A 26064-nucleotide genomic window follows, 5' to 3' on the forward strand; every position below is an offset into this window, starting at 1 on the left:
CAGCCGTGTGCGGTGGTGTGCGGGTCACGGGGGCCGGCGGCGTCGACGCAAAGTTACTCACCGGAACGGCCTAGTAACCCCCGGGTCACGGTCCTCGATTCCCCATCGACGCGTACGAAGGGAAAACGAGGGACATGAGACCCAGACAACTGGCCGGGACGGCGGCGTTGGCCGTCGCCGTCCTGGTCGCGAGCCAGATCCAGGCCCACGCCACCGACGGCAACCTGCCGGGCGGCACCAGCATCTCCGTGGACATCACCAGCCCGGCCCCCGACACCGTCGTCCCGCAGGGGCCGGTGACGGTCACCGGCACCGCGTCCGTCGGCACGGGTGTCGCGGTCAAGGACACCGCGCTGACCTACGTCGTGGACGTGTCGGGCAGCACCGCGAGCCCGTGCGCCGGCGGTGACGTCCTGTCCTGCGAGCGCACCGCGGTGGCCAACCTCAACACCGTCGCGGCGGCGCCGAACACGGTGGTCGGCAGCGTGGGCGCGGTGGTGTTCGGCAGCGCCGCCGCCACCGTGGACGTGGGTCCGGCGGGCGGCGACCAACTGCTGACCGCGCCGGAGACCGACGCCAACGGCAACGGCGTCCGGGACGTGCAGGAGGCCGTCGGCTCGGCCGTGCAGGGCGGCGTGAGCCAGTTCACCGCCAGGTCCGTCGGCACCGGCACCAGCTTCGTGCCCGCCGTGCAGTCGGCGACCACCGTCACCAACGCCCAGCCGCAGGCCCGCAAGGTCGTGCTGTTCCTGTCCGACGGCTTCGCCGCGGGCGACGTGACCGGTGTCGCGGGCGCGGTGCCGGCCAACGTCGACTACTTCACCTTCGCCGTGGGCCCCGGCTCCGCCTGCAACAGCGGCGACTACAACGCCAGCCTCCAGGCCATCGCGGACCTCACCGGCGGCACCTGCACGTCGGTGCCCGACCCGGCCAACCTGCCGAACGTGGTGCCCGGCGTCATCGCCTCGCAGCTGACCGACCTGACCCTGAGCGTGGACAACGGCGCGCCCACGCAGATCACCAACGTCACGCCGGCGCTGCCGCGGACCGGCCCGGCCTCGGTCACCTACACCGCCACCACCGGCACCCTGACCTCCGGCACCCACCAGCTGTGCGTGACCGCCCGCGGCACCGACGGCGGCGGTCCGGGCACCGTCACCGAGTGCACCACGGTCATCGTCAACGACCCGCCGGTCGTCGAGGCCGGTGGCCCGTACGCGGGCCAGGAGGGCACCCCGGTGACGCTGGCCGGCAGCGTCGTCGACCCCGACGGCCCCTCGCTGACCACGCAGTGGAGCGCGACGCCGCAGTCCGGCGTCGACCCCGGCACCACCTGCGCCTTCTCCGCGCCCACCGCGCCGAACACCACCGTGACCTGCAACGACGACGGCGTGTGGACGCTGACCCTGACCGCGAACGACGGCCTCAACCCCGCCGTGGTCGCCACGACCACGCTGACGCTGACCAACGTCGCCCCGCAGGTGAGCATCTCCTCGCCGGCCAACGGCACGCTGGTGCTGCGCAACACCCCGGTCACGGTCACCGCGCCGTTCACCGACATCGCCACGCACGACACGCACACGTGCACGGTCGACTTCGACGACGGCACCCCCGTGGTGACCGGCACCGTCGCGCAGGGCGCGGGCTCGGGCACCTGCACGGCCACGCACCCCTACGCCGGCGTCGGCTCGCACGACGTGCTGGTGACGGTCACCGACGACGACGGCGGGTCCGCCACCGCCGTGGTCACGATCGTGTCCCACGTGCGGGCGGAGGCGTGGTCGCTGAGCGCCTCGGGCCTGATCACCGTGGCCAAGATCCCGCACGCGACCTGCCCGCCGTCCTCCGACCGGACCACGGCCTCGGTGAACGTGCTCGGCCTGGCCTCGGTGCAGGCGCTGCACGCCGACTGCTTCCTGGACCCGGCGACGGGCCGCACCGACGCGGGCGCCGAGGTGTCCAGCGCCAGCCTGCTGGGCGGCGCGATCACCGTGTCCGACATCGAGACCAGCTGCGTGGCGAACGAGCAGGGCCTGTCCAGCTCCTCGCGCGTCGGCACGCTGAACGGCCAGCCGATCGGCACCGGTCCGGTCACCATCGGCGTTCCCGGTGTGGCGACCGTCCACCTGAACCAGACGGTCGTCGGGCCGAACGGCCAGCGCGCGCAGTACGCGGTGCGGGTCGTGACCCTGCTGGGCCAGGAGATCGTCCTGTCCGGCTGCCGGATGGGCTTCTGAGCCCGTGACGCGCGAAGGGCCCGGCCGCTCGGGTGAGCGGTCGGGCCCTTCGTCGCCGGGATCAGGACGCCGGCGGGGATCAGTACCTTGCCGGGATCAGGACGCCGGCGGGGTGTCCGACAGGTCCAGGCTGGAGCGCAGCACGATCGGCTTGAGCAGCAGGGCCGCGACCACACCGACCACGGCGATGCCCGCCGAGATCAGGAAGATGTGCCCGGTGGCGTCGCCGTAGGCGGCGCGGACGATGTGCTGCACGGCCTCGGGCAGCGCGGCGAGGTTCAGGCTGCTGCTGCCGTCGCCACCGCCGGCCGGGATGCCCGCGGCGGTCAGGTCGCGGGTGATGGCCGAGTCGACCCGCCGGGCCAGCACCGCGCCCAGCACCGACACGCCGATCGTGCCGCCGAGCGAGCGGAAGAACGCCACGGTCGAGCTGGCCGCGCCGATGTCCTTGAGCGGCACGGTGTTCTGCACCGCGAGCACCAGGTTCTGCATGCTCATGCCGACCCCGGCGCCGACCAGCAGCATCGCGCCGCCGACCAGCACCAGCGAGGTGGCGTGGTCGATCTGGCCGAGCAGCAGGAACCCGACCACCAGCAGGGCGGCGCCCGTCACGATGTAGGGCTTGACCCGACCGGTCTTGGTGATCAGCCGCCCGCTGATGATCGACGCGCCGAGCACGCCCGCCATCATCGGGATGGTCAGCAGGCCCGCCTCGGTGGGGCTGTAGCCGCGGCCGATCTGGAAGTACTGGCCGAGGAACACCGCGCCGCCGAACATCGCCATGCCGACCGCGAGGCTGGCCAGGATCGCCAGCGCCGTGGTGCGCTGCTTGACGATCCCGAGCGGCACCACGGGTTCCGCGGTGCGCGCCTCGACCGCGACCGCGAGGGCCAGCAGCACCACCGAGGAGCCGACCATGGCGAAGGTCTGCCACGACAGCCAGGCGAACGACGAGTCCACGAACGAGATCCAGATCAGCAGCACGCTCACGCCGATCGCGATCAGCGACGCGCCGAGGTAGTCGATCTTGACGTGCTCGCGCCGGGTGGTCGGCATCCGCAGCGTGGCCTGGAGCACGAACAGGGCGATCACCGCGATCGGCACGCCGATGAAGAAGCACCAGCGCCAGCCCAGCCACGAGGTGTCCACGATCAGGCCGCCCAGCAGCGGGCCGCCGACGGTGGCCACGGCCATCACGCCGCCGAGGTAGCCGTTGTAGCGGCCGCGCTCGCGGGGCGCGATCATCGCCGCGATCACCACCTGCACCAGCGCCTGGAGACCGCCGACGCCGATGCCCTGGAAGGCGCGGGCGGCGATCAGCTGGCCGGCGCTCTGCGCGAGGCCGGACACGATCGACCCGGCCACGAACACCACGATGGCGACCTGGACCAGGGTCTTCTTGTTGAACAGGTCCGCGAGCTTGCCCCAGATGGGCGTGGTGGCGGTGGCCGTCAGCAGGGTCGCGGTGACCACCCAGGTGTACTGGGTCTGCGAGCCGTTGAGGGCGCCGATGATCTGCGGCAGCGCCGTGGACACGACGGTGCCGCTGAGCATCGCGACGAACAGCACCAGCAGCAGGCCGCTCAGGGCCTCCAGCACCTGGCGGTGGTTCATCGTGCCGGTTGTCGGCGCGGGGGCGGGTGCGCCCAGCGCGCGGGGTGCGCTCATCGCGCGGCCTCCCAGGTGGAGCCCAGGGCTCCTTCGACGTCGGTGGCCAGTCGCCCGATCGCGGTGGTCAGGGCGCTGACCTCTTCAGGTGTCCAGTCGGCAAGGGCACGGCCCACCAGTGCGCCGTACCGGTCGCGGGAGTCCGCCAGCGCGGTGTGACCCCGTTCGGTCACCACCAGCACGCTGGCCCGGCCGTCGTCGGGGTCGGCGCGCCGCTCCACCAGGCCGTGCGAGACCAGCGCGGCCACCGCGCGGCTGACCGTGGACGGGTCCAGCCCGGCGCGCACGGCCAACTGCTTCGCGTGGCAGCCCGTGGGGTTGCCGCCCTCGCGCTCGATGAGCCCGAGGATGCCGACGAGACCGGCGGGCACGGCGGAGTGGTGCTGCTGCTTGACCATGCGCACGACCCTGAGCAGGTCTCGCATCCGGTCCTCCAGCTCCTGCGCGACGGCGTCCACGTCGCCCCCTCTCCCGCATTGCTTGCCACATACAAGTATCCACAATCTTGCGCGTCGTGCAAGTTTGCCCAGTGGGAACTTTCGGTAGGCTGGGTGGGGATGGACACACTCCGGGAGCGCAAGAAGGCCGCCACCCGCATGGCCCTGCACCAGGCGGCGCTGCGGCTGGCGCTGGAGCGCGGCCCCGACCGGGTGACGGTCGAGTCGATCGCGGACGCGGCCTCGGTGTCGCGGCGCACGTTCTCCAACTACTTCGCCGGCAAGGAGGAGGCGATCTTCTACGGCGACCTGGTCCGCCTGCGCCGCCTGCTGGACCTGGTCCGCGCGCAACCCGCCGGGCCGCCGCGACCGGCGCTGGTCCGGGCCGCCTCCGAGCTGACCGACGAGGGCTTCGACCCGGAGTGGCTGACCAGGCGGCGGCAGGTGTCCCGGCACCCGAGCCTGGTCGCGCACCAGGTCGCGGCCTACGCGGCGGTCGAGCGCGACCTCACCGCCGAGATCGCCCGCCGCCAGGCGGTCGACGACCCGCTGCGCGCCCGCGTGCTCGCGGCGACCTTCCTGGCCGCCCTGCGGGCCGCCACCCAGCACTGGCTGGACCACCCCGACCGGCCGCCGGCCGAGGTGATCGCCGAGGCGATGAGCCCGGCCTGGCCGACCGGGGAACAGAACTGACCGGGAATAAAAAGTGCACGGTGCGCACATTTCTGCGTACCGTGGGTGACGGGTACGCCGCCACGACGCCGAGCAACGGCCCGGCCACCTCCGGGTCGGGAACGGACCAGGTGATGACCACCGCTCCCCGACGGCCGAACACCAACCGCCTCTCGCTGGGCCTCCCGCCGGGGCTGACCGCGCGCGAGTCCGGCGCCTTCGCCCCACCCGAGCTGATCACCCGACTGGCCGGGCAGGGCCCCGTGCACCGCCTGACCCTGCCCGCCGGCGACCCGATGTGGCTGGTCACCGGCCACGACGAGGCCCGCGCCGCGCTCGCCGACCCCCAGTTGAGCTCCGACCGGTTCCGCAGCTCGCGCCTGGTCGCCAAGCTGCCCGAGGGGTTCCGGGCACTGGCGTCCGACCCCGAGCGGCGGGCCGGCAACTTCCTCACCCAGGACCCGCCCGGTCACACCCGCTACCGCAAGCTCCTGACCGGCCAGTTCACCGTGCGGCGGATGCGGCAGCCGGCGCCGCGCGTCGAGGCGATCGTCACCGAGCACCTCGACGCGATGACCGCCGCCGGCCCGACCGCGGACCTGGTGACCGCGTTCGCCCTGCCGGTCCCCTCGCTGGTGATCTGCGAGCTGCTGGGCGTCGACTACGCCGACCGGCACGAGTTCCAGGAGCGCAGCTCGAGGCTGCTGCGGCTGGACACCCCGCTCGACGAGGTGGCCCGGACCTCCGACGAGCTGCGGGCGTTCATGCTCGACCTGGTCCGGCGCAAGCGGGTCGAGCCGGCCGACGACCTGGTGTCGGGGCTCATCGAGGCCGACCCGGGGCTGACCGACGCCGAGCTGGTCGGCATCGCGAGCCTGCTGCTGGTCGCGGGCCACGAGACCACCGCGAACATGCTGGTCCTGGGCACCTTCGCGCTGCTGGAGCGCCCCGACCAGCTCGCCCGGCTGCGGGCGGACCCCGCGCTGGTGGACGACGCGGTCGAGGAGCTGCTGCGCCACCTGTCGATCGTCCACCTGGGCGCGCTGCGCCTGGCCCTGGAGGAGGTGGAGATCGCGGGCGAGGTGGTCCCGGCCGACTCGGAGGTCCTGGTGTCGGTGATCGCGGCCAACCGCGACCCGCGCCGGTTCGACCGGCCGGACGAGCTGGACGTGACCCGGCCGCGCGGGCCGCACCTGGCGTTCGGGCACGGCGTGCACCAGTGCCTCGGCCGGCAGCTGGCGCGGGTGGAGATGGCGGTGGGGTTCACCGAGCTGCTGCGCCGGCTACCCGACCTGAGGCTCGCGGTGCCCGCCGATCAGGTGCCGCTGCGCAGCGACATGCTCGTCTACGGCGTGCACTCACTGCCGGTGACCTGGGGTTGGGGACCGCCGGGCGGCCGGGAAAAGGTCCGACCAGGCGGCGGGAAAGCCCGACCGGGAGGCCCGGGGGGGAAGGCCCGCCAAGACGGCCGCGGCCCCCGGTCACGGCTCGGCGAACCCCGTGCGCAACCGGTGGACCAGCGCGTCGATCAGGTCGACCAACCGGGGCGGGTCGGCGCTGTCCAGCCACCGGCCGACGACCACCCGCAGGGTCGCCATCACGGTGGCCGCCAGCAGCGCCGGGTAGGGGTCGGTCCCGGGATCGAGGCCGACCCGCTCGGCCACCGCGGCGGTCAGCTCCCGCTCCCGCGCGGCGAAGGCCGCGATCTGGTGCGGCAGCAGCGCCGGCGTGCCGCGCAGCGCCCGCAGCTGGGCGACCTTGCCGGGGTCGACGTGCTCCGGGACGACCTCGACCAGCGCCCGCCGCAGGGCGTCCAGCACCGGCTCGCCGGCGGGCCGCTCGGCGAAGGCGCGGACGAACGCGGTCGCGGTGGCCACGTCACCGGCGACCACCGCCTCCTCCTTGGAGGAGAAGTAGTTGAAGAACGTGCGCAGCGAGACGCCCGCGTCGTGGGCCACCTGCTCGACGGTCACCCCGTCCAGGCCGTGCGCCACGCACAGCCGCAGCGCCGCGTCGGCCAGCGCCGCGCGCGTGGCCTGCTTCTTGCGTTCCCTGAGCCCGGACACGGCGAAAGTGTCGCACCCGCCCGGGACGATCCGGACAGGTGCGACACCTCGTGTCTCGATCAGGGCCGACGAGCAGACCCGGCGAACGACCTCAGTGCAGCGGCGCCATCTCGGCCTCGGCCGCCAGGCGCTCGTCACCGCTGAGCGTCTTGAGCGGCTTCTCCTTGATGAACAGCACCGCGAGCAGGGCCAGCACCGCGATCGGCGCGCCGATCAGGAACAGCTCGGCGGTGGCGGTGGCGTAGATGTCCCGCACGATCACCCGCATGGGCTCGGGCAGCAGCGACAGGTCCGGCACCTCGTTGGTCTGACCGGCGGCCGCCGGGCCGAACTTCTCCTCGGACAGGCTGGTCACCCGGGTGGCGAGCACCGCGCCGAGCGCGCTCACGCCGATCGCGCCGCCGAGCGAGCGGAAGAACGTGAGCGTGGACGTGGTCGCGCCCAGGTCCTTGGCCGGCACGTCGTTCTGCGCCGCCAGCACCAGGTTCTGCATCAACATGCCGACGCCGACGCCCAGCACCGCCATGTGCACCGACACCACGAACACGGTGGTGTTGGCGTCGATCGTGGCCAGCAGGAGCATCCCGGCGACCATGATCGCGCCACCGGCGACCAGGAACACCTTCCACCGGCCCCACTTGGTGATGAGCTGACCGGCCACGGTGGAGGACACCAGCAGGCCGAAGATCATCGGCAGGCTCATCAGGCCGGCCTCGGTCGGCGTCTTGCCCAGGCCGATCTGGAAGTACTGGGACAGGAACACCGTGCCGCCGAACATCGCCACGCCGACCAGGGCGCTGGCGAGCGTGGTCAGGGCGACCGTGCGGTTGGCGAAGATGGTCAGCGGCACGATCGGGTCGGTCGCCCGCGACTCCACCCACACCGCCAGGCCCAGCAGCACCACGCCCGCGGCGACCAGCACCGCGGTCCACGTCGAGGCCCACTCGAACTGGTGACCCGCCAGCGTCGACCACACCAGCAGCGTGGACACGCCGGACATGATCAGCACCGCGCCAGCCCAGTCGATGCTGACCTCCTTGCGCACCACCGGCAGGTTCAGCGTGCGCTGGAGCAGGAGGACCGAGGCGAGGGTGAAGGGCACGCCGATGAAGAAGCACCAGCGCCAGCCCAGCCACGAGGTGTCGACCAGCAGGCCGCCGATGAGCGGGCCGGCGACCGTGCCGACGCCGAACACCGCGCCGAAGATGCCCGCGTAGCGGCCCATCTCCCGGGGCGGGATCATCGCCGCCATCACGATGGTGGCCAGCGCGGTCATGCCGCCCGCGCCCAGGCCCTGCACGATGCGGCTGCCGATCAGCACCTCGACGTTGGGCGCGAACCCGGCGATGAGGGAGCCCACCGCGAACAGGCCCAGGGAGAGCTGGATGAGCAGCTTGCGGCTGTAGAGGTCGGCGAGCTTGCCCCACAGCGGCACGGTCGCCGTCATGGCCAGCAGCTCGGTGGTGACGACCCAGGTGTAGACCGACTGCGAACCGTGCAGGTCGGAGATGATGCGCGGCAGCGCGTTGGACACGATGGTCGACGCCAGGATGGACACGAACATGCCCATCATGAGGCCGGACATCGCTTGGAGCACGTCCCGGCGTGAGTGGGTGCCGGTTTCGGTGGACATGATCCCCCCGGTGTTCTTCCTTCAGGACTGCGGTGGGTTGGCGAGGCCCGTGACGAGCAGGTCGAGGGCCTCGGTGAGCAGGGTCGGCAGCGGGGTGGAGCCGTCGGCGGACCAGCGGGCGACGGCGACCCGGAAGGCCGCGCCCGCGGCCGCGGCGAGCAGCATCGGGTAGGTCGCGTCCACGGGCAGGCCGACGCGTTCGGCGATGCCCGCCACGACCTCGCGCTCGACCTGCTCGCCGCCGGCGAGCACCCCGGCCAGCAGGACGGGGTGCCGCTGCACCACCGACATCCGCCGGGTCCAGAACTCCCGGTCCTCGTTGACCTCGGCGCCGAGTTCCGCGAGCAGCGCCTCGCGCACGGCCTCGGCGGCCGAGAGCCCGGCCGGCTGGGCGAGCACGGACGCGCGCAGCCGGGGACCGGTCTCCGGGTCGGGGGCGAGGACCGCCTCCTCCTTGCCGGCGAAGTAGTTGAAGAACGTGCGCGGCGAGACGTCCGCCGCCGCGCTGATGTCCTCCACCGTCACGCCGTCGAGCCCGTGTTCGGCGACCAGGTGGACGGCCGCGCGGCTGAGCGCCTCGCGGGTCTGCCGCTTCTTGCGGTCGCGGAGACCCTCACCCGCCGCCTTGCTCACTCGATCAGACTAGAGAAAAAGATGCACTCACTGCAACTTTGCAGGGACTGCACGATTGTGATCCGACTCTCCCGCGAACCCGACCGACGCGCTCACCCGGTGACCAGGTGGCCGGTGACGGGTTCGCCCCGCTCGGCCGCGTCGAGCAGCAGGGCCGCGGCCACCGCCGCCCCGTCGGTGCGGATCGTGCCCGCCACCGCGCCCGCGCGGGCCCGGACCCCGGGGGCCAGGGCCGCGTCGAGCGCGACCGACAGGGAGTCGGAGGTCGGCGTCGGGCCGTCGTGCGCGACGCCGATGCCCAGCGCGGCCACCCGCGCCGCCCAGTAGGGCTGGTCCGCGACCTGGGGCACCAGCACCTGGGGCGCGCCGGCCCGCGCCGCCGTCGTGGTCGTGCCCGCGCCGCCGTGGTGCACGACCGCGGCCACCCGGCGGAACAGCTCCTGCTGGTTGACCTCGCCGACCACGAGGCAGTCGTCCCGCCCGTCGACCGGCGCCAGGCCGGCCCACCCGCTGCCGAGCAGGACCCGGCGCCCCCGCGCCCGCGCCGCCCCGACCACGGCCCGGGACAGCTCCTCCGCGCTCGCGCCCCGCATCGGCATGCTGCCGAACCCGACGTACACCGGCTCCTCCCCGGCGGCCAGGAACGCCTCCACCTCGGCCGGGAGCGGGCGCCCGTCCCGCCGGGTCCAGGCGCCGGTCTGCGCCACGTCCGGGTCCGCCGTCGCCCGCCACGGGCCCAGGACCGGGTCCGCCGCCAGGAACGGGTGGCCGGTGAACACGTGGTCGCGGACCCGCTCCACCGGCGGCAGGCCGACCGAGGCCCGGTGGGTGTTGACGATCCCGCCGAACAGCGCGTCCATGTGCTCGGCGTTGAGCTCCCACAGCACCCGGTTGTCGGTCTCGCCCGCCGGGACCGCCTGGCCCGGCCACACGGCCGGCGGGTGGTGCGGCGACGGCAGGAAGGACGGGGAGAAGGACGCGAACGCGTAGGGGATCCCCAGCCGCTCGGCCGCCGCCCGCGCCCCGGCCGCGGCCGGGAACGAGCCGGTGGCCACCACCGCGGCGCAGCCCCCGGCCGCGGCGCTGACCGCCTCGTGGGCCGAGGCGGTCAGCGCCGCGGCGATGTCGGGCAGGGTCGCCCGCGCCTTGCCGGGGACCGCGCCCGTCGCCAGCGCGCGGATCGGCCAGCCGACGGGGGTCAGCGGCACGGCCACCTCCTCCAGCAGCCCCGCGAAGTCCGGCGGCGCGCACACCCGGACCTCCGCACCGAGTTCGCGCAGCGCCACCGCGAGCCCCACCGGCGGCTCGACGTCCCCGCGCGACCCGTACGACATCAACAAAACCCGCACTCCGCGACTCCCCGTTCTTTTCGCAGCTCCTGGCTTCGGGCGGCGATTCTGCGCCACGACCGGGGTCTTGCCGCAAGACCCCCTGTGCGCTATAAGTTAGAAGTGGCGAGGAGTGCGATCTCCTCGCTTTTGCCTTGTCCCCGCCCGATCCGGTCGCGTCGTCACCACCGGGCCCACACCCACCGGGAGTTCGCGCGGGCCTGGGCGCTGCGCGGGGACGACCGGCGCGCCCTGGAGCAGGCCTGGCTCGCCCTGGACCTGTTCCGCGCCCTCGACCAACCGGTGTGGCAGGCCCGCGCGGTGTGGCAGGAGGCGCGCGAGCTGTTCCGGCAGCAGGGGCTCGACCCAGCAGGCCGAGGCGGTGCAGGGGCGGCTCGACGCGCTCGACCGCCCGGCTCCGGCGTGACGGCGTAACGGCGTGACCGGCGCGCAGAGCCGGGTAGGGGTGGACGCGCCGCCGAAGGCCGATCGGCTTCGAGCCGACCACCCCGGGGGTCACCGGGGTCCGAAAGCGGCGGCCAGCACCGCGTCGACCTCCGGGTCCCCGGTCGGGGCGGTGTGCCCGGTGGGCGCGCCGGCCGCCACGAGCACCGCCACCGTCGCCGGGTAGTCGCCGTCGGCCGCGCGGTTGTGGCGCACGCCCCACAGCGCGCAGTCCAGCGGTGTCGGGCCGTCGTCGTCGAACGCCTTGTCCGCCAGGTCCGCGCCCCGCGCCACGAGCAGCCGCACCACCTCGACGCGGCCGTTCATCGCCGCCTGGTCCAGTGGGGTGAACCCGCTCCAGCCCCGGGTGTCCACGGCCCTGCCCGCGTCGAGCAGGGACCGCACCACCTCCACCCGGCCCAGGGCGGCGAACTGGCCGACGACCCAGCCGAAGTCGTCGCCGTCGGGCGTGCCGAGCACCGGCGCGGGCGCCCGCGGCAGCCGGGTGGACCCGCCGCGCGCCACCGCGAGCACGGCCTCGTCCACCGGGTCGAGCGACGCCTCGGCGCCGTGCGCCAGCAGCAGGTCGTACGCGGCGAGGTGCCCGCACCGGGCGGCCAGCGCCAGTGGGCGGCGGCCGACGTCCCAGCGGTCCCACGGCAGGTTCACGTCCGCGCCCGCGTCGAGCAGCATCCGCAGGACCGCGGTGCTCCGGCCGCGGCCGATGGCGTGGTGCAGGCAGCGGTGGGCGTTGACGTCCACGCCGCGGTCGAGGAACCAGCGCAGGCCGGCCGCGTCCTCGAAGTCGAGCTTGTGGTTGACCATCCGCTCGAAGCCCGGTCGGTGCAGCGCGTCGAGCAGGGCGGTGCCGGACTGCTCGCACGCGTGGTAGAAGGCGTCCTCCTCGGACGCGGTGACGTGCGCGACGAGCTTGGGCCAGCTGGGGAAGCCGTAGGAGCGCGCCAACTCGCGCTGCGCGGCGGCGAGCGGGATCGCGCGGTCGCGCTTGAGGGACTTGGCCCGCTTGCGCAGGTGCGCCAAGGACGGCCGAGGGGGAAGGTCGGGCACGGCGAACCTCTCCTGCTGCCCGTGTCCGCGTGGCGGGCGGAGGTCCGTCGGCTGGTGCGGTGCTCCGGTGCCGGTGGGATGCTCCCTGCCCGCGGACCGGACGCGCCCGGCGGCGCGCCACCGAGCATAGCGCCCTCCGGGGTCACCCGGAGGCAGGCGTTCCGACTCGGGGAACCGGACCCCGTCCCGAGCCCCCTCACCCGGACGTGTGACCGTCCACTTGAAACACCGGCCCATCGCGGGGAAGCTGTCAGCGCCTCCAGCAAGATCAACCCGCAGGGACCGCGATGCTCCGCAGCACCCGCCTGTTCGGCGGCAAGCGCCACGTGACCTTCTCGCTGCCGCTGGACGACCCGCACGGCCCGGTCAGCGTGGTCGGGTCGTTCAACGACTGGACGCCCGGCGTGCACGAACTCATCCCCCGCCGCGACGGCACGCGCACGGTGGCGCTCGTCCTGCCGCCGGGCACGCACCGCTTCCGCTACCTCGCCGCCGACGGCCACTGGTTCGACGACGACGACGTCCCGCACGTCGACGGTGAGGGCGGGGTGATCACGATCGAGGTCTGAGCAGCCCCGGTTCAGTCGGTCGTCGGGGCGAGCAGGCGGTTGAGCACCTGCTTCACCGCGACCGTGAAGCGCCCCATCACCGTGTCCCGCGAGCCGAGCACGACCAGCAGCAACGTCCCGCTCAGCGGCTGCACGCCCACGCAGCCCCGCTCGCCCTCCAGCACCACGGACTGGAGACGACCGTGGTCGGACGCCTGGACGAAGCGCTGGCCGATGCCCGCCGAGGCGGCGGCCATCGCGGCGGACTGGTCGGCCGCGTCACCGGGGTTCGGGGTGCCGGGGTCGAGGTCGGCGGCGACCACGATCCCGTCGCGGCTGGTCACCACCAGGCCGGCCACGCCCGCGACGTCCGCGCGCACCCGGCCGAGCAGCTCACCCAGGGCTTCGGGGTCCTGGAGGCGGATCTGGACGCGGTCGGTGGTCATACGACCAGGGCCTGCTCGATCCGGCGCAGGTGCAGCCGGGCCAGGGCGAGGTTGGCGCGGGCGCGGTCGAGCACCAGGTAGAGGAACAGGCGCGAGCCGTGCGTCTCGGTCAGCGGCCGGATGATGTGGTACTGGCGCTGGAGGGTGATGAGGATGTCCTCGATCGTGTCGTCCAGCTGGAGGGCCGCGATGGTGCGCAGCTTCGCCCGCACGACCTCGGTGTTGCCGGCGCCGGCGGTTTCGAGGTCCAGCAGCGCGTTGCCGCCCTGCGCGCCCAGCGTCATGCCGCTGTCGTAGTCGACCAGCGACACGCCGACCGCGCCTTCCACGGACATCGCCTCGCGCAGCATCTCGTCGATGTTCACCCGCCGGACCTCCAGTCGACCACCTGATCGACACGCACGGTAACCCAGGCTTCGGGCGAACGGGCGACCAGTTCCTTACGCGGCCGATGAAAACAGCGAAAAGTTACGAGAAGCGCGGAGATCACTGCTCCATTCGGAGGTAGGGCCCAGGTCCGTGGGTGGGACCGGCATCCTGGGGCGCGCCCGAATATCCGCTCCCCTCCCGGGTCCGACCGGGTTAACGTAACAGCACTGTTGTATCTCTACGAGGAGGTGGGTCGTGCTGTACCCGGAGATCGAACCCCACGACAGCGGGATGCTCGACGTCGGCGACGGGCACCGCGTGTACTGGGAGGTCAGCGGCAACCCGGACGGCAGACCCGCCCTGGTGGTCCACGGCGGGCCGGGCGCGGGCTCCACCACCCGGGCGCGCCGCTTCTTCGACCCGGAGGCGTACCGGATCGTCCAGTTCGACCAGCGCAACTGCGGGCGCAGCACGCCCCACGCGAGCGACCCGGTGGTGGACCTGTCCACCAACACCACCGACCACCTGCTGGCCGACGTGGAGCGGCTGGGGGAACACCTGGGCATCGACCGCTGGCTGCTGTTCGCCGCGTCGTGGGGGTCTGTGCTCGCCCTGGTCTACGCCGTGCGGTACCCGCACCGGGTCAGCGGGATGGTGCACGCCGGCGTGGCGGTCGGCCTGCGCGAGGAGACCGACCTGCTCACGAAGGGGCTCGCCCCGATGTTCCCCGGGGCGTGGGCCCGGTTCCGCGCGCACGCCCCCGAGGGCGACGACCTGTCGGCCGCCTACCTGGCCCTGCTCCTCGACCCCGACCCGGCCGTGCACCAGCCCGCCGCCGACGAGTGGTGCCGGTGGGAGGACGCGGTGGTGCCGCCGCCGAGCGGCCCGAGCCGCTTCGACTCCCCGGAGTACCGGCTGGCGTTCGCCCGGATCGTCACGCACTACTGGGCCCACGGGTCCTGGGTGCCCGACGGGCTGGTCCTCGACCGGGCGTCGCGGCTCGCGGGCATCCCGGGCGTGATCGTTCAAGGGGTGCTGGACCTGGGCAACCTCACCGGGGTCCCCTGGCGGCTGACGCACGCCTGGCCGGACGCGGAGCTGGTCATGATCCCCGCCACGGACCACGGCGGGAACGACGCCATGACCGCGGCCAGGGTTCGGGCCACCGACAGGTTCAGGTAACACCCGGCAACTCCGTGCGATGGTCTGGTGACAGCCCGAGCGCGGAGGGCGTGCCCGAAGCGGTGGCGAGGGGTTGACGGTGGATCGGTTCACGGAGGGGGCGCGCCGCGTCTCCGCGCTGGCGCTCCGGGAGGCGCGGGGGTTGAACCACACCGCCCTCGGCACCGGGCACCTGCTGCTCGGCCTGCTGGGCGAGGGCGGTGCGGCGGCGTCCGTGCTGGCGTCGTTCGACCTGTCGCTGCCCGGCTGCCGCGAGCACGTCCGGGGGGTGGAGGGGCGCGGCACCGCGCGGGTGCCCGGCCACCTGCCGTTCACGCCGGGCGCGAAGCGGGCGCTGGCGGCGGCGGTGCGGGAGGCGTTCGCGCTGGGCCGGCGGCAGGTCACGACCGAGCACCTGCTGCTGGGCCTGCTGACCGAGGAGGAGGGCCTGGCGCTGGACGTGCTGGCCCGGTGCGGGGTGCGGGCCGACGAGGTGCGGGACCGGGCGTTCGCGGTGCTGGCCGGGATCGAGCTGCCGCCCGCCTGGGGGCCCGCGCGGCTGTTCCTCAGCCACCCGCCGCAGGACCTGCACGTGGCGGGCCGGATCGCGGACCGGCTCGGGGACATCGGCCTGCCGGTGGTGGACGACGTGGCGCGGTGCGACGTGCTGCTGGCCGTGGTCGGGCCGGGGTGGGCGCCGACCGAGGCGGTGCTGGACCACGTCGAGTCGGCGCGGACGCGGTCGGTGCCGGTGATCCCGGTGCTGGTCGACGGGGCCGAGCTGCCCGCCGACCGGCTGCCGGGCACCGGGTGCGTCCCGGTCCGGCACGAGACCTTCCGCGAGGACGTGGCGCGGCTGGCCGACGCGGTCCACTACGCCCGGCTGGGCGCGGGCTGACCGTCGTCGGGGGCGTACCGGTGGGCACCGGAGGCCGGGAAGCGCAGCCGCCCTTCTCCCCGGTTTGAAGGTTTCGACCGCTGCTCCTGGTGCTTTCCGCCCGAAGCCTCACAAAGCAGTTCAATGGAACACTTGAAGCATGGAAGCCGGTGAGGTGCAGCGGTACATCAGCGAGACGTTCGAGGGGGTCAACGCGCTGGAGAGCGACGGCGACGCGTACTTCCTCTACGACCCCGACCGGGACCTGCCGCCGGAGCGGCAGACGCCCTTCGCCACCCTGGTCACCGGCGACCGCCACGACCGGGTGTCGGACCTGGACCACCCCGGCGCCTACCGGCTCAACATCGGGCTCACCAAAGCCACCTACACATCGCTGTTCGGCGCTCCGCCCACGCGGCGCGACGAGGACCACGTCCTGGACACCGGGTACGACCACGCCGAGCGGGACCGGCTGGTGCCGCACCCGGTCTACGCCTCCCAGCACTGGGTGTGCGTGGTGATGCCCAGCAGGGCGACGTTCGAGACCCTGCGGCCCCTGCTGGCCGAGGCGCACGGGTTCGCCGCGCGCAAGCACGCCAACCACGTCCGGCGCGCGAGGTCCGGGCACGCCGCCGACCCGGAGGGCTGACGCGCGGCGAGAACCGCTCGGCCACGGCGGTCCCGCGCGCCGGAACCCGAGAGCCCGCCGCCGGAACCCGAGAGTCCGCCGCGAGAGCCGGAGAACACGCCGCCGGAACCCGGGAACACCCCGCTGGAGCACCCCACTCGTTCCACCGGAGCACGACCGCGCGAGCCGGTGCGGGGCCGCGTTCGGCCCCGCACCCGCGACCTCAGGCCCAGCCGGGCATCGGGTAACCCGACATCAGCTCGGCCACCTCACCGGCGATCCGGTCCAGCTCCCCCTCGTCCCCGATCGCGGCCACCGCGCGGTCGATCCACTCCGCGACGCGCGGCATCTGCTCCTCGGTCAGACCGCGCGTGGTGACGGCGGCCGTCCCGAGGCGCACACCCGACGGGTCGAAGGGCTTGCGCGGGTCGAACGGCACGGTGTTGTAGTTCGCCTCGATCCCGGCCCGGTCCAGGGCCTTGGCGGCGGGCTTGCCGCCCACGCCCCTGCCGGTCAGGTCGAGCAGGACCAGGTGGTTGTCCGTGCCGCCGGACACCAGGTCGAACCCGCGGTCGAGCAGGGCGGCGGCCAGCGCCCGCGCGTTCTGCACGACCGCGTGCGCGTACAGGCCGAACGAGGGGTCCAGCGCCTCACCCAGGGCCACCGCGATCGCCGCCGTGGTGTGGTTGTGCGGACCGCCCTGCAACCCCGGGAACACGGCCTTGTCCACGGCCTTGGCGTGCTCGGCGTCGCTGAGCACCATCGCGCCGCGCGGGCCGCGCAGGGTCTTGTGCGTGGTCGTGGTGATGACCTGGGCGTGGCCGACCGGCGACGGGTGCGCGCCGCCCGCGACCAGGCCCGCGATGTGCGCGATGTCGGCCACCAGCACCGCGCCGACCTCGCGCGCGATCTCGGCGAAGCCCGGGAAGTCGATGGTGCGCGGGATGGCCGTGCCGCCGCAGAAGATCACCTTCGGGCGTTCGGCGCGGGCCAGGTCGCGGACCTCGTCCAGGTCCACCACGCCGGTCTCCTTCCGCACCCCGTACTGGGCGCTGCGGAACCACTTGCCGGTGGCCGAGACGCCCCAGCCGTGGGTGAGGTGGCCGCCCGCGGGCAGGGCCATGCCCATGACGGTGTCGCCGGGCTCCAGGAAGGCCAGGTACACGGCGAGGTTGGCCGGTGAGCCGGAGTAGGGCTGGACGTTGGCGTGGTCGACGCCGAAGAGGGTCCTGGCCCGCGTGACGGCCAGCTCCTCCACCGGGTCGACGACCTGCTGGCCCTCGTAGTACCGGCGGCCCGCGTAGCCCTCCGAGTACTTGTTGGTCAGCACCGAGCCGGTGGCCTCCAGCACCGCGGTGGACACGTAGTTCTCCGAGGCGATGAGCCGGACCTTCTCGAACTGGCGGCGGGCCTCGGCCTGGACCAGGCGGGCGATCTCGGGATCGGCTCCGGTCAGGGACGGGATGGCGGGGTCGTGCACGACGTCCTCCACGCGCGCGGGGGCGCTGCCGTGGCACCCAGGCGCGCGGTGCGTTCCGGCCTCACGCTCCCCGGTGGTCCGTCCCACCCTCGACACGCCAGTCGCGAACGGCGCCGATCCTACCCGCTCCCGCGTTCACGTCACGCCTTTTCCGTGGACGCATTGGGCGGAACGGTCCATTGCCCTCCCCCGTGCCCAACCCAATACTCAGGGTTGGAAATCTTCCAACCGGCCCTGTGCCACGTCAGCACTTCCCCCTGCCCCGAAAGGACTGACGTGCTCGATCGGCGAACGTTCGTGCTGGGTGCCGCCGCGACAACGGCACTCGTCACCGCAGTACCGGCCCACGCGACGGCGGCAGCCGCCGCGCCGGGCAAGACCGCGGGCGCCCTGCTCGCCCCCGACGGAAACCCTCACCTCCTCACGTGGACCGACGGCCAGTGGGTGCTGCTCGACGAGCGCGGCTCGGTGCGCATCACCCGGGGCCTCGGCAGCGCGGCCCTGGTGGACGTGGCCGCCGACGGTGACCGGCTGGTCGCCGTCGGCTCGCTCGGCGGCGCCGACCCGACCGCCGCGATCTGGGAGTCCACCGACGGCACCACCTGGCGCGAGGCGCGCCGCCTGCACGGCGTGCGCTCGGAGTTCACCGCCGTCGGCGGCGGGCTGGCGCTCGGCTCGGTGGTCAAGACCGAGCGGGCCTCCGTGGTCCGCATCGCGGCCCGCCGCACCGGGTCCGGCTGGGCGACCGTGCCCGTGCGCGGTCTGGAGTGGACCGACGGCCTGGCCGCCACGGCGGTCGCCCGCACCGCCGACGGCTGGGTGGCGGCGGCGGTCGACCAGGCCGGCACCGTCCTGCACACCTCGCGCGACGGCGTCTCCTGGACCGCCCGGCCCCGGCTGGACGGGGTCGCGGTGCGCGCCCTGGCCTCGCTCGGCGGCGGCGTGCACTGGGTCGGCAACGAACTGGTCGAGGCCACGCCGCTGACCGGTGTGCTCGACGCGGGTCAGCGGCAGCCTGCCGTGCCCGCGGACGCGAAGGCGCTGGGCGTCGTGGGCGCCCGCTCGGCCTGGCTGGCCGGTGGCCGCCTGATCACCGCGGAGGCGACCCGATGATCACCTTCCAGCGCATCGACGGCACCCCCGTCTACTACTGGCGGTCCGGCCGCGGCAACACCACCCTGCGCAACTGGCAGGTGACCCAGGGGTTCTACGACACCCTGGTGCTGTGGATGCGGGACCTGCGGTCTCTGTCGTCGGCCTACGGCAGCATCACCTACCTGGTGTCGGCGGGCTTCTACGTCAACAAGCCCGGCGAGCACGGCGCGGGCACCGCGATGGACCTCGACCACGTGCGGTGGAGCGGCGGCCAGACCTGCTCGCCGCTGGACCGCGAGCACGCCTCCGGCACCCTGGCCACGCGCCGCCGGTACCTGGCGGTGGACGCGGTGTGCCGACGGCGGTTCCGGTTCGCCCTGGACGGCTGGTACAACGCCGCCCACGAGGACCACATCCACTCCGACTTCGGCGGGCTGCCGGTCCGCTGCGTGACCGGGTCGGAGAGCGACACCAAGTTCGTCCAGGCGCTGTGCAACAACTTCATGAGCTCCGGCCTGGTCGTGGACGGCATCTGGGGCCCGAAGACGCAGAGCGCGTTCACCACCGCCAGGTCGCGGCTGGGCGTGACCGGCGACCCGCACTCCAGCAGCGCGGCGTGGCAGTCGTTCCTGTCCGCGGCGGCCCGGCGCGGTTTCGCCAACCAGGCGTTCTGAGCAGCACCCGGCCCGGGGGCGCGACCCCGGGCCGGGTGCTCCCCCTCCTGGCGGCACCCCCTCGCACCCGCGCTCGCACCCGCGCTCGCACCCGCGCTCGCACCCGCGCTCCGGACCTGCCGTGGAACCCACCGAGGACCGGTGGTCCGATTCCCCGGTTCATCATGCGGCCCCCACCCTCCTGCCCTATACCTTGTGCTTGCGGTGACAAGGGGTTGAGGAGGCTCGCTGGTGACGGCACCGGGTGACCCCGACCGGGCGCGCGGCGTCCCGGCCGCGGGCGGCGAGGCGGGACGGCTGGTCCGCGACTTCGACTGGGCGGCCGGTCCGCTCGGACCGAGGAGCGGGTGGCCGCAGAGCCTGCGCACGGCCGTCGACGTCTGCCTGTCCTCCCGGTTCCCCCTCGTGCTGCTGTGGGGCCCGGACCTGGTGATGATCTACAACGACGCCTACCGGCCGATCCTGGGCACCTCCAAGCACCCGGCGGCGCTGGGCGCGCCGGCCGAGGTGGTGTGGCCGGAGATCTGGCCCGTCATCGGCCCGATGCTGCACGGCGTGCTGGCGGGCCGCGGCGCGACCTGGTCCCGGGACGAGCTGCTCCCGCTGGACCGCAACGGGTTCCTGGAGGAGTGCTACTTCACGTTCTCCTACAGCCCGATCGCGGACGAGACCGGCGCCACCGGCGGCGTGTTCTGCGCGGTCACCGAGACCACCCAGGAGGTCGTCGGGGCCCGCCGGCTGGCCACGCTCGGCGCGCTGGCCGCCGAGCTGGTGGACACCACCGACGTCGACGAGGCGTGCGCGCGGGCCGCCGCGGTGCTCGGCAGGCACCCCGAGGACGTCCGGTTCGCCGAGATCCACCTGGTCGACGAGGCGGGCCCGCGCCGGGCGGCGTCCACCGGACCGGTGGGCGAGGTGGCCGAGCTGGTCGCCGACGTCGCCGCCACCGGGCGGACGCGGGTGCTCGACCGGGTGCGCGCGACGCCGGTGGTCGAGCCCGGCGCGGCGGGGCCGAGCGCGGTGCTGGTGGTGGGGCTGAGCGAGCGCAGGCCGTTCGACGCCGACTACCGCTCGTTCGCGGACCTGATCGCGGGCCACGTCGGCACCGCGATCAGCGGCGCCCGCGCCTACGAGGCGCAGCGCCGCCGCGCCCAGGCCCTGGCCGAGCTGGACGCCGCCAAGACCGCGTTCTTCGCCAACGTCAGCCACGAGCTGCGCACCCCGCTGACCCTGATCACCGGTCCCGTCCAGGACGCCCTCGCCGACGCCGAGCACCCCCTGCCCGCCGTGCAGCGGGCCCGGCTGGAGCTGGTGGGGCGCAACGCCGAGCGGCTGCGCCGCCTGGTCAACGGGGTGCTCGACTTCGCCCGCGTCGAGGGCGGCCGGCTGCAACCGGAACCGGCGGCGGTCGACCTGGCCGCGGCGACCCGCGACCTGGCGGTCAACTTCGCGCCCGCCGCGGAGCGGGTCGGCCTCGCGTTCACCGCGCACTGCCCGCGGCTGCCGCGACCGGTGCGCGTGGACCGGGACATGTGGGACCGGGTCGTGCTCAACCTGCTGTCCAACGCGGTGAAGTACACGCTCGCCGGCGGCGTCCGGCTGGAGCTGTGCGGCGGGGACGGGCACGTGCGGCTGACCGTCGCCGACACCGGCGTGGGCATCCCGGCCGACGAGCTGCCCCGGCTGTTCGAGCGGTTCCACCGGGTGCGCGGCGCGCACGGCCGCTCGCACGAGGGCAGCGGCATCGGCCTGGCGATGGTCGCGCAGCTGCTGGACCTGATGGGCGGCTCGGTCCGGGTCGAGTCCGAACCCGGTCGCGGCTCGGTGTTCACCGTCCTGCTGCCCTACGGCGAGGGCGCGCCCGCCGCCGCGCCCCACGACGCGCCCCACGACGCGGGCGAGGCCGTCGCGCCCTACCTCCAGGAGGCGCTGACCTGGACCGCCCCCGCCGGCGCGCCGCCGACCGCCGACGGGGACCGGCCGCGGCTGCTGGTCGCCGAGGACAACGCCGACCTGCGCGACTACCTGCGCGACCTGCTCGCCGGGCACTTCGCGGTGGAGCTGTCCGGTGACGGCGAGGACGCGCTCGACCGGGTCCGCCGCAGGCCGCCCGACCTGGTGCTGGCCGACGTGATGATGCCGCGCCTGGACGGTTTCGGGTTGCTGCGCGAGCTGCGCGCCGACCCCGCGACGCGGCACCTGCCGGTGGTGCTGCTGTCCGCCCGCGCGGGCGAGGAGGCCGCCGCCGAAGGGCTGGCCGCGGGCGCGGACGACTACCTGGTCAAGCCGTTCTCCTCGGTGGACCTGGTGGCCCGGCTGCGGTCGAACCTCGCGCGCGCCACCGAGCGCACCCGGGACGCCGCGTGGCAGACCGCCGTGGTGGGCGCCTTGCACGACGGGGTGTTCATCGCCGACGCGTTCGGGGTGGTGCTGGAGGTCAACGACGCGTTCGAGCGCATCACCGGCTGGGGCCCGGCCGACGCGCCCTACTCCCCGCCGCTGCCCTGGCTGCCCGGCGGGAGGGAGCCCGCGCGGCCGACCGACGAGGTGGAGTTCCGCCGGCGGGACGGCGGTGTGGCGCGGGTCGTGGTGACCACGGGCACCGTGGCCGACGAGCGCGAGCACCGGGAGCTGGTGGTCGGCACGGTCCGCGACGTCACCCGGGACCACGACGCGCGGGCCCGGCGCGCCACCGCCGTGGACCTGGCCGGCCGGCTCGCCTCGCTGCTGGACCCGGGCGAGCTGCTGGAGACCGTCATCGCCGGCCTGGGCGAGGTGTTCGGCGGCGAGGTGGTGCCGCTGGGGGCGGACATCGCGGTGCCCACCGCGCCGAGCCGCTCCCCCGTGCCCGGTCTGCTGCTCGAAGCCGGCGGGCGGCGGTTCTGGGTCACCTTCCCCCGGCCGCGCGTGGTCGGGGCGGACGAGCGCATCCTGGCCGACGTGCTGGCCGCGAACCTGGCCACCGCCCTGGACCGGGCCGGGCGGGCCGCCGAGCACGCCGACGTGGAGCGGCAGCTGCGCCAGGCGGTGCGCAGCCACCAGGTCATCGGCCAGGCGGTCGGCATCCTCATGGAGCGGCACCGGTTGACCGACCAGGCGGCGTTCGACCACCTCGTGACCACCTCGCAGCGCCGCAACACCAAGCTGCGCGACCTGGCCCGGCGGCTGGTGGAGACCGGGGAGGACCCCGGCCTGCCGGAGGGGCCGCCGCCGCACCGGTGAGGACCCCTGCCTGGCGCAGGGGCCACCGTCGCACCGGTGACGAGGGGGCCGCGGCGGTGGCGGCCCCCTCGCGCCCTCAGCCGAGCCGGTACGCGCGGATCACGGTCTGCCGCAGCTCGCGGCCCCGGCCGTCGGTCGCCGCCACCCGCAGCGAGGCGTACGCGCCCTTCGCCGCGCCGTTGCGGACCAGCGCGGTGGAGCCGGCCACCGGGACCGGGCTCCACCGCCCGCCGTCGTCGAAGGACACCTCCACCCGGAACCGCCGCAGGTCGACCCGGTCCGGGCCCTCCTGCCGGTCCACCACCAGCGGCACGCGCAGGACCCCGCCGGCGGGCGCCGCCCCGGACGCGTCCAGGCGCGGCGTGAAGCGGACCACCGACAGCGGCAGCGCCCGGTAGCCGTTCCCCGGCACCGTGCCGGAGCGGAACGTCCAGCTCAACCCCACCCGCGTGGCGAACTCCGAGATGCCGGGCGCGCGGTCCGCGCCGACCTCCAACCGGTAGTCGGCCGGGCCCGGCGGCACCGGGAACGTGGCGAAGGTCGGGTTGTCCGACTCCCCCACCAGCTCGCCGTCGCGGTACAGCGCGGTGCGCGCGGACGAGGTCAGCGAGAAGCCCCGGTTCCCCTGACCGTCGCCGAACAGCGGCAGGCCGATGTCGACCAGGTCACCGGCCCGGGACAGGTACGGGTAGCGCGCCGGCGGCAGCGCGGGCCCGAAGACCGGGTGGTTCGACGACCGGTCGTAGGTCCGGCCGGCCCGGTAGCGCTCCGCGCCGGAGAACAGGCCGGTCTCGCTGAGCGCCTCGCCGTCCTGGAAGAACGCCCGCCGCCACGGGTTGCCGTCGGTGGTGACGTAGTCGACCGCGGTGCCGGACGGCGGCGCCCCGGTCAGCCAGGAGATGCCGCCGATGCCGGAGGAGTCGTCCATGGCCAGGCCGTGGAGGTGGACCTTCCCGGGCAGCGCCGGGCCGAACGAGGTGCGGACGCGCGCGAGGTCGCGGGCCGCGGGCGCCCGCTCGAACCCGGTGGGCACGTGCCCGAGCACCTCCCAGGCGAACCGGTGGTGCACCGGCGTGGAGCCCACCGGGGGCGCGGCGAACTCCGCGCCGATCACGGTGCTCACCTCGTCCTCGGACAGCTCCGGGCCGACGTGCCCGATGGTCGTGCCCGCCGGGAAGCCGCCCGGGTAGATGCCGGCGATCCCGGTGAGGTCGCCCGGCCGGCCGCCGAGGCGCCGGGAGAGCTGCACCGAGCCGAGGAGGGGTTCGGCGGCCGGGTCCGGCGCGGTGACGCGCAGCGGTTTCGCCCCCCTGGCGTCCAGGGTGACCGTGCTCGTCGCGGTGACCGCCAGGTCGGGCCGGACCAGCAGGCTGAGCTGCCCGTCGGTCCAGAGCTCGGACACGACGAAGTAGCTCCCCGCGGGCAGCCGGACGGTGTCGCGGCCGGCGGAGAGGGTGGCGGTGCGCTGGTTGGACAGGCCGATGACGTAGGTGTGGTACTCGTCCTCGGGCCCACCGGACCGGTCGAGGTGCGCGAAGGTGGTGTCGTAGCTCTCCGCCTCCCGGTCCACCGCCACCGGCGTGCGCAGCGGCTCGTCGCCGCCGGTCGCCACGACGGCGCCCGAGTAGGCCCCGCCCAGCGCGCCGAGCCGGGTGTCCGCGGTGACGCTCGCCGCCGCCTCGCCGCCCGCCGGGACGGTCAGCGCGGTCGGGGTGACGGCGAACATCCCGGCGGGGGCGGGCGTGCCGTCCGGGCCCCGCGCCCGCACCGCGAGGGCGAGGGTGACCGGGGCGTCGCCCGCGTTGCGGTAGGTGTACCGGCGGGTGACCGGGGCGTCGTCTTCGTGCGGCCACAGCTGCACGCCGAGGTCGACCGCGACCGGGTCGGTGGTGAGCGTGGTGGTGATGGCGCGGGCGAGGTCCAGCCGCCCCGAGCCCTGCTCGAACGCGGTCAGGTCGGCGTTCGGCTCGGCCGACGCGGTGAGCACGGCCTTGATCCGCGCCCCGGTCCAGTCCGGGTGCTGCTGGGCGATCAGCGCCGCCGCGCCCGCGACGTGCGGGGTCGCCATGGAGGTGCCGGACATCGCCAGGTGCCCGTCGCCGCCCGCCTCGGCCGCGACGATGTCCACGCCGGGCGCGGTGAGGTCCGGCTTGACCGCGCCGTCGCCGACGCGCGGGCCGCGGCTGGAGAAGTGGGCCAGGGCGTCGTCGCGCCCGACCGCGCCCACGGTGAGCGCGGCGTCCGCGCTGCCCGGTGAGGTGACACCGCCCGGCGCCGGACCGGCGTTGCCCGCGGCGACCACGAACAGGGCGCCGGTCCGGGCGGACAGCGCGTTGACGGCCTCCTCCAGCGGGTCGACGCCGGGGCTGTCCTGGTAGCCGAGGCTCAGGTTCACCACGTCGGCGCCCTGCTCGACCGCCCACTCCATGCCCGCCAGGACCGCGGACTCCCGGCAGCCGCCGCTCGCCTCGCACACCTTGCCGTCGAGTATCCGGGCGTCCGGCGCGACGCCCCGGTACCTCGCGCCCCCGCCGGCGATGGTGGCGGCGACGTGCGTGCCGTGACCGGCCCGGTCGACCGCGTCCGGCTCGGCGCTGAAGTTGCGCTCCGCGACCTCCCGACCCGCCAGGTCCGGGTGGTCGCCGTCCACACCGGTGTCCAGCACGGCGACCCGCACGCCCGCGCCGGTGTGGCCCGCGGCCCACGCGGCGGGCGCGCCGACCTGGGCGGTGGAGCGGTCCAGGAGCACCCGGCGCACGCCGTCCAGCCAGACCTTCCGCACGCCCGGGTCGGTGAGCAGCCCCTGGAACACCGGGACCGCCCCGGTCTTCGGCGTCCCGGTCTTCGGCGTCCCGGTTTTCGGCACTGCGGTGGCGGTGAAGTCGTCCCCGCGGGCCACGACGAGCGGCACGCTGTCGCGGCGGGCGTCGTCGTAGCCCGCCTCCACCAGTCCGGTGACGTCGAACAGCCGGGGGTCAAGCCGGTCCTGGGCCAGCGGCCGGGCGGCGTCACCCGGGACCACGTGCACGTGGTCCGCGCGGTGGAACGCGTGGAACGACACGCCCCCGCGCCCCGCGCCCGGCCGGACCGCCACGACGCGGCCGCGGTCGAGCACCACCCGGTCACCCGTGACCAGGGTGACCGTCGTGGTCGGGCCGCCGGCGGTGGTGGTGGCCGGGGTGGTGGAGGTGGCGGCGGTGGTCGCGGCGGTGCTGCCCGTCAAGAGGACCACCACGAGGGCGGTCGCCGCGCGGGCGGCGCGCCGACGTGTTCGAGGGTGCGACACGGTTGTCTCCTGATTTCGTCCGACATCGGGAGGAACCGGTTCGACGTTAGGGTCCCGGCCGCTGTTCAGGTCCGTGCCCCCGGCGCTGAACA

The 26064-nt window shown here is 74.5% G+C and carries 21 protein-coding genes, 1 pseudogene and 1 riboswitch; of the genes and pseudogenes, 11 read left to right on the forward strand and 11 right to left on the reverse strand.

Features of this window, described 5'->3' with window-relative positions:
• Positions 1-134 precede the first annotated feature (134 nt).
• Complete coding sequence (locus Q5530_RS27235; RefSeq protein ID WP_415365632.1) at positions 135-2237, forward strand: PKD domain-containing protein; 2103 nt, start codon at positions 135-137, stop codon at positions 2235-2237.
• A 96-nt stretch (positions 2238-2333) separates the two neighbouring features.
• Here the strand turns inward: Q5530_RS27235 and Q5530_RS27240 are convergent, their stop codons facing one another.
• Complete coding sequence (locus Q5530_RS27240) at positions 2334-3905, reverse strand: MFS transporter (RefSeq protein WP_415365633.1); 1572 nt, start codon at positions 3903-3905, stop codon at positions 2334-2336.
• Entirely contained in the window at positions 3902-4363 is a 462-nt protein-coding gene (locus Q5530_RS27245) for a MarR family winged helix-turn-helix transcriptional regulator (RefSeq protein WP_380631513.1), read from the reverse strand. Before Q5530_RS27245 ends, Q5530_RS27240 begins: the two co-directional genes overlap by 4 nt.
• A gap of 99 nt (positions 4364-4462) precedes the next feature.
• Between Q5530_RS27245 and Q5530_RS27250 the strand changes: the two genes are divergently transcribed.
• Together Q5530_RS27250 and Q5530_RS27255 are read left to right on the forward strand one after the other, a co-directional pair.
• Entirely contained in the window at positions 4463-5035 is a 573-nt protein-coding gene (locus tag Q5530_RS27250; protein WP_415365635.1) for a TetR family transcriptional regulator, read from the forward strand.
• 743 nt (positions 5036-5778) lie between these two features.
• Positions 5779-6285: pseudogene (locus Q5530_RS27255) on the forward strand (cytochrome P450); the annotation flags it as partial.
• A gap of 210 nt (positions 6286-6495) precedes the next feature.
• On the opposite strand, the gene Q5530_RS27260 reads toward Q5530_RS27255, so the two are convergent.
• From Q5530_RS27260 to Q5530_RS27275, 4 genes are all read right to left on the reverse strand, one after another.
• Positions 6496-7218 carry a TetR family transcriptional regulator gene (locus Q5530_RS27260; RefSeq protein ID WP_415365728.1) on the reverse strand — a complete coding sequence of 241 codons (723 nt, stop codon included), beginning with the start codon at positions 7216-7218 and terminating at the stop codon, positions 6496-6498.
• Positions 7172-8713 carry an MDR family MFS transporter gene (locus Q5530_RS27265; RefSeq protein ID WP_415365637.1) on the reverse strand — a complete coding sequence of 514 codons (1542 nt, stop codon included), beginning with the start codon at positions 8711-8713 and terminating at the stop codon, positions 7172-7174. Before Q5530_RS27265 ends, Q5530_RS27260 begins: the two co-directional genes overlap by 47 nt.
• Positions 8714-8734: 21 nt before the next feature.
• The gene (locus Q5530_RS27270; protein WP_415365639.1) at positions 8735-9346 is read right to left on the reverse strand and encodes a TetR/AcrR family transcriptional regulator; all 612 of its coding nucleotides are present in this window, start codon (positions 9344-9346) and stop codon (positions 8735-8737) included.
• Between the two features lie 92 nt (positions 9347-9438).
• Complete coding sequence (locus tag Q5530_RS27275) at positions 9439-10695, reverse strand: glycosyltransferase (RefSeq protein WP_415365641.1); 1257 nt, start codon at positions 10693-10695, stop codon at positions 9439-9441.
• Between the two features lie 129 nt (positions 10696-10824).
• Between Q5530_RS27275 and Q5530_RS27280 the strand changes: the two genes are divergently transcribed.
• On the forward strand, positions 10825-11109 hold the full coding sequence (locus Q5530_RS27280) for a hypothetical protein (RefSeq protein WP_415365642.1): 285 nt from the start codon (positions 10825-10827) through the stop codon (positions 11107-11109).
• Between the two features lie 81 nt (positions 11110-11190).
• On the opposite strand, the gene Q5530_RS27285 is transcribed toward Q5530_RS27280, so the two are convergent.
• The gene (locus Q5530_RS27285; protein WP_415365643.1) at positions 11191-12186 is read right to left on the reverse strand and encodes an ankyrin repeat domain-containing protein; all 996 of its coding nucleotides are present in this window, start codon (positions 12184-12186) and stop codon (positions 11191-11193) included.
• Between the two features lie 287 nt (positions 12187-12473).
• Between Q5530_RS27285 and Q5530_RS27290 the strand changes: the two genes are divergently transcribed.
• On the forward strand, positions 12474-12755 hold the full coding sequence (locus Q5530_RS27290; RefSeq protein WP_415365644.1) for a glycoside hydrolase family 13: 282 nt from the start codon (positions 12474-12476) through the stop codon (positions 12753-12755).
• 11 nt (positions 12756-12766) lie between these two features.
• On the opposite strand, the gene Q5530_RS27295 is transcribed toward Q5530_RS27290, so the two are convergent.
• Both Q5530_RS27295 and Q5530_RS27300 read right to left on the reverse strand, forming a co-directional pair.
• Entirely contained in the window at positions 12767-13180 is a 414-nt protein-coding gene (locus tag Q5530_RS27295) for a roadblock/LC7 domain-containing protein (RefSeq protein ID WP_380631495.1), read from the reverse strand.
• On the reverse strand, positions 13177-13545 hold the full coding sequence (locus tag Q5530_RS27300; protein ID WP_380631494.1) for a hypothetical protein: 369 nt from the start codon (positions 13543-13545) through the stop codon (positions 13177-13179). Before Q5530_RS27300 ends, Q5530_RS27295 begins: the two co-directional genes overlap by 4 nt.
• Before the next feature lie 259 nt (positions 13546-13804).
• Here Q5530_RS27300 and Q5530_RS27305 point away from each other — a divergent pair, with 259 nt between their 5' ends.
• From Q5530_RS27305 to Q5530_RS27315, 3 genes are all read left to right on the forward strand, one after another.
• Positions 13805-14731 carry an alpha/beta fold hydrolase gene (locus tag Q5530_RS27305; protein WP_415365646.1) on the forward strand — a complete coding sequence of 309 codons (927 nt, stop codon included), beginning with the start codon at positions 13805-13807 and terminating at the stop codon, positions 14729-14731.
• A gap of 79 nt (positions 14732-14810) precedes the next feature.
• Positions 14811-15608 (forward strand): Clp protease N-terminal domain-containing protein, encoded by a 798-nt coding sequence (locus Q5530_RS27310; RefSeq protein WP_415365648.1) that lies wholly within the window; start codon positions 14811-14813, stop codon positions 15606-15608.
• Between the two features lie 139 nt (positions 15609-15747).
• The gene (locus Q5530_RS27315) at positions 15748-16236 is read left to right on the forward strand and encodes a DUF6194 family protein (protein WP_415365649.1); all 489 of its coding nucleotides are present in this window, start codon (positions 15748-15750) and stop codon (positions 16234-16236) included.
• Positions 16237-16438: 202 nt separating this feature from the next.
• Here Q5530_RS27315 and glyA read toward each other — a convergent pair whose 3' ends face one another.
• Positions 16439-17695 carry a serine hydroxymethyltransferase gene (glyA, locus tag Q5530_RS27320; protein ID WP_415365651.1) on the reverse strand — a complete coding sequence of 419 codons (1257 nt, stop codon included), beginning with the start codon at positions 17693-17695 and terminating at the stop codon, positions 16439-16441.
• Between the two features lie 28 nt (positions 17696-17723).
• A riboswitch (ZMP/ZTP riboswitch) is annotated at positions 17724-17810 on the reverse strand.
• 161 nt (positions 17811-17971) lie between these two features.
• Between glyA and Q5530_RS27325 the strand changes: the two genes are divergently transcribed.
• The 3 genes from Q5530_RS27325 to Q5530_RS27335 all read left to right on the forward strand — a co-directional run bounded on the left by Q5530_RS27325 (position 17972) and on the right by Q5530_RS27335 (position 22686).
• Complete coding sequence (locus tag Q5530_RS27325) at positions 17972-18808, forward strand: hypothetical protein (protein WP_415365653.1); 837 nt, start codon at positions 17972-17974, stop codon at positions 18806-18808.
• Positions 18805-19464, forward strand: coding sequence for an extensin family protein (locus Q5530_RS27330; RefSeq protein ID WP_380631484.1), 660 nt, complete (start codon positions 18805-18807; stop codon positions 19462-19464). Before Q5530_RS27325 ends, Q5530_RS27330 begins: the two co-directional genes overlap by 4 nt.
• A 231-nt stretch (positions 19465-19695) precedes the next feature.
• Complete coding sequence (locus Q5530_RS27335; RefSeq protein ID WP_415365655.1) at positions 19696-22686, forward strand: ATP-binding protein; 2991 nt, start codon at positions 19696-19698, stop codon at positions 22684-22686.
• 76 nt (positions 22687-22762) lie between these two features.
• On the opposite strand, the gene Q5530_RS27340 is transcribed toward Q5530_RS27335, so the two are convergent.
• A complete protein-coding gene (locus Q5530_RS27340) occupies positions 22763-25972 on the reverse strand; it encodes a S8 family peptidase (RefSeq protein ID WP_415365656.1) in 3210 nt (1069 codons plus the stop codon).
• Positions 25973-26064 lie beyond the last annotated feature (92 nt).

The sequence above is a fragment of the Saccharothrix sp. BKS2 genome (assembly GCF_047689505.1).
Taxonomy (GTDB): Bacteria; Actinomycetota; Actinomycetes; order Mycobacteriales; family Pseudonocardiaceae; genus Actinosynnema; species Actinosynnema lopnurensis.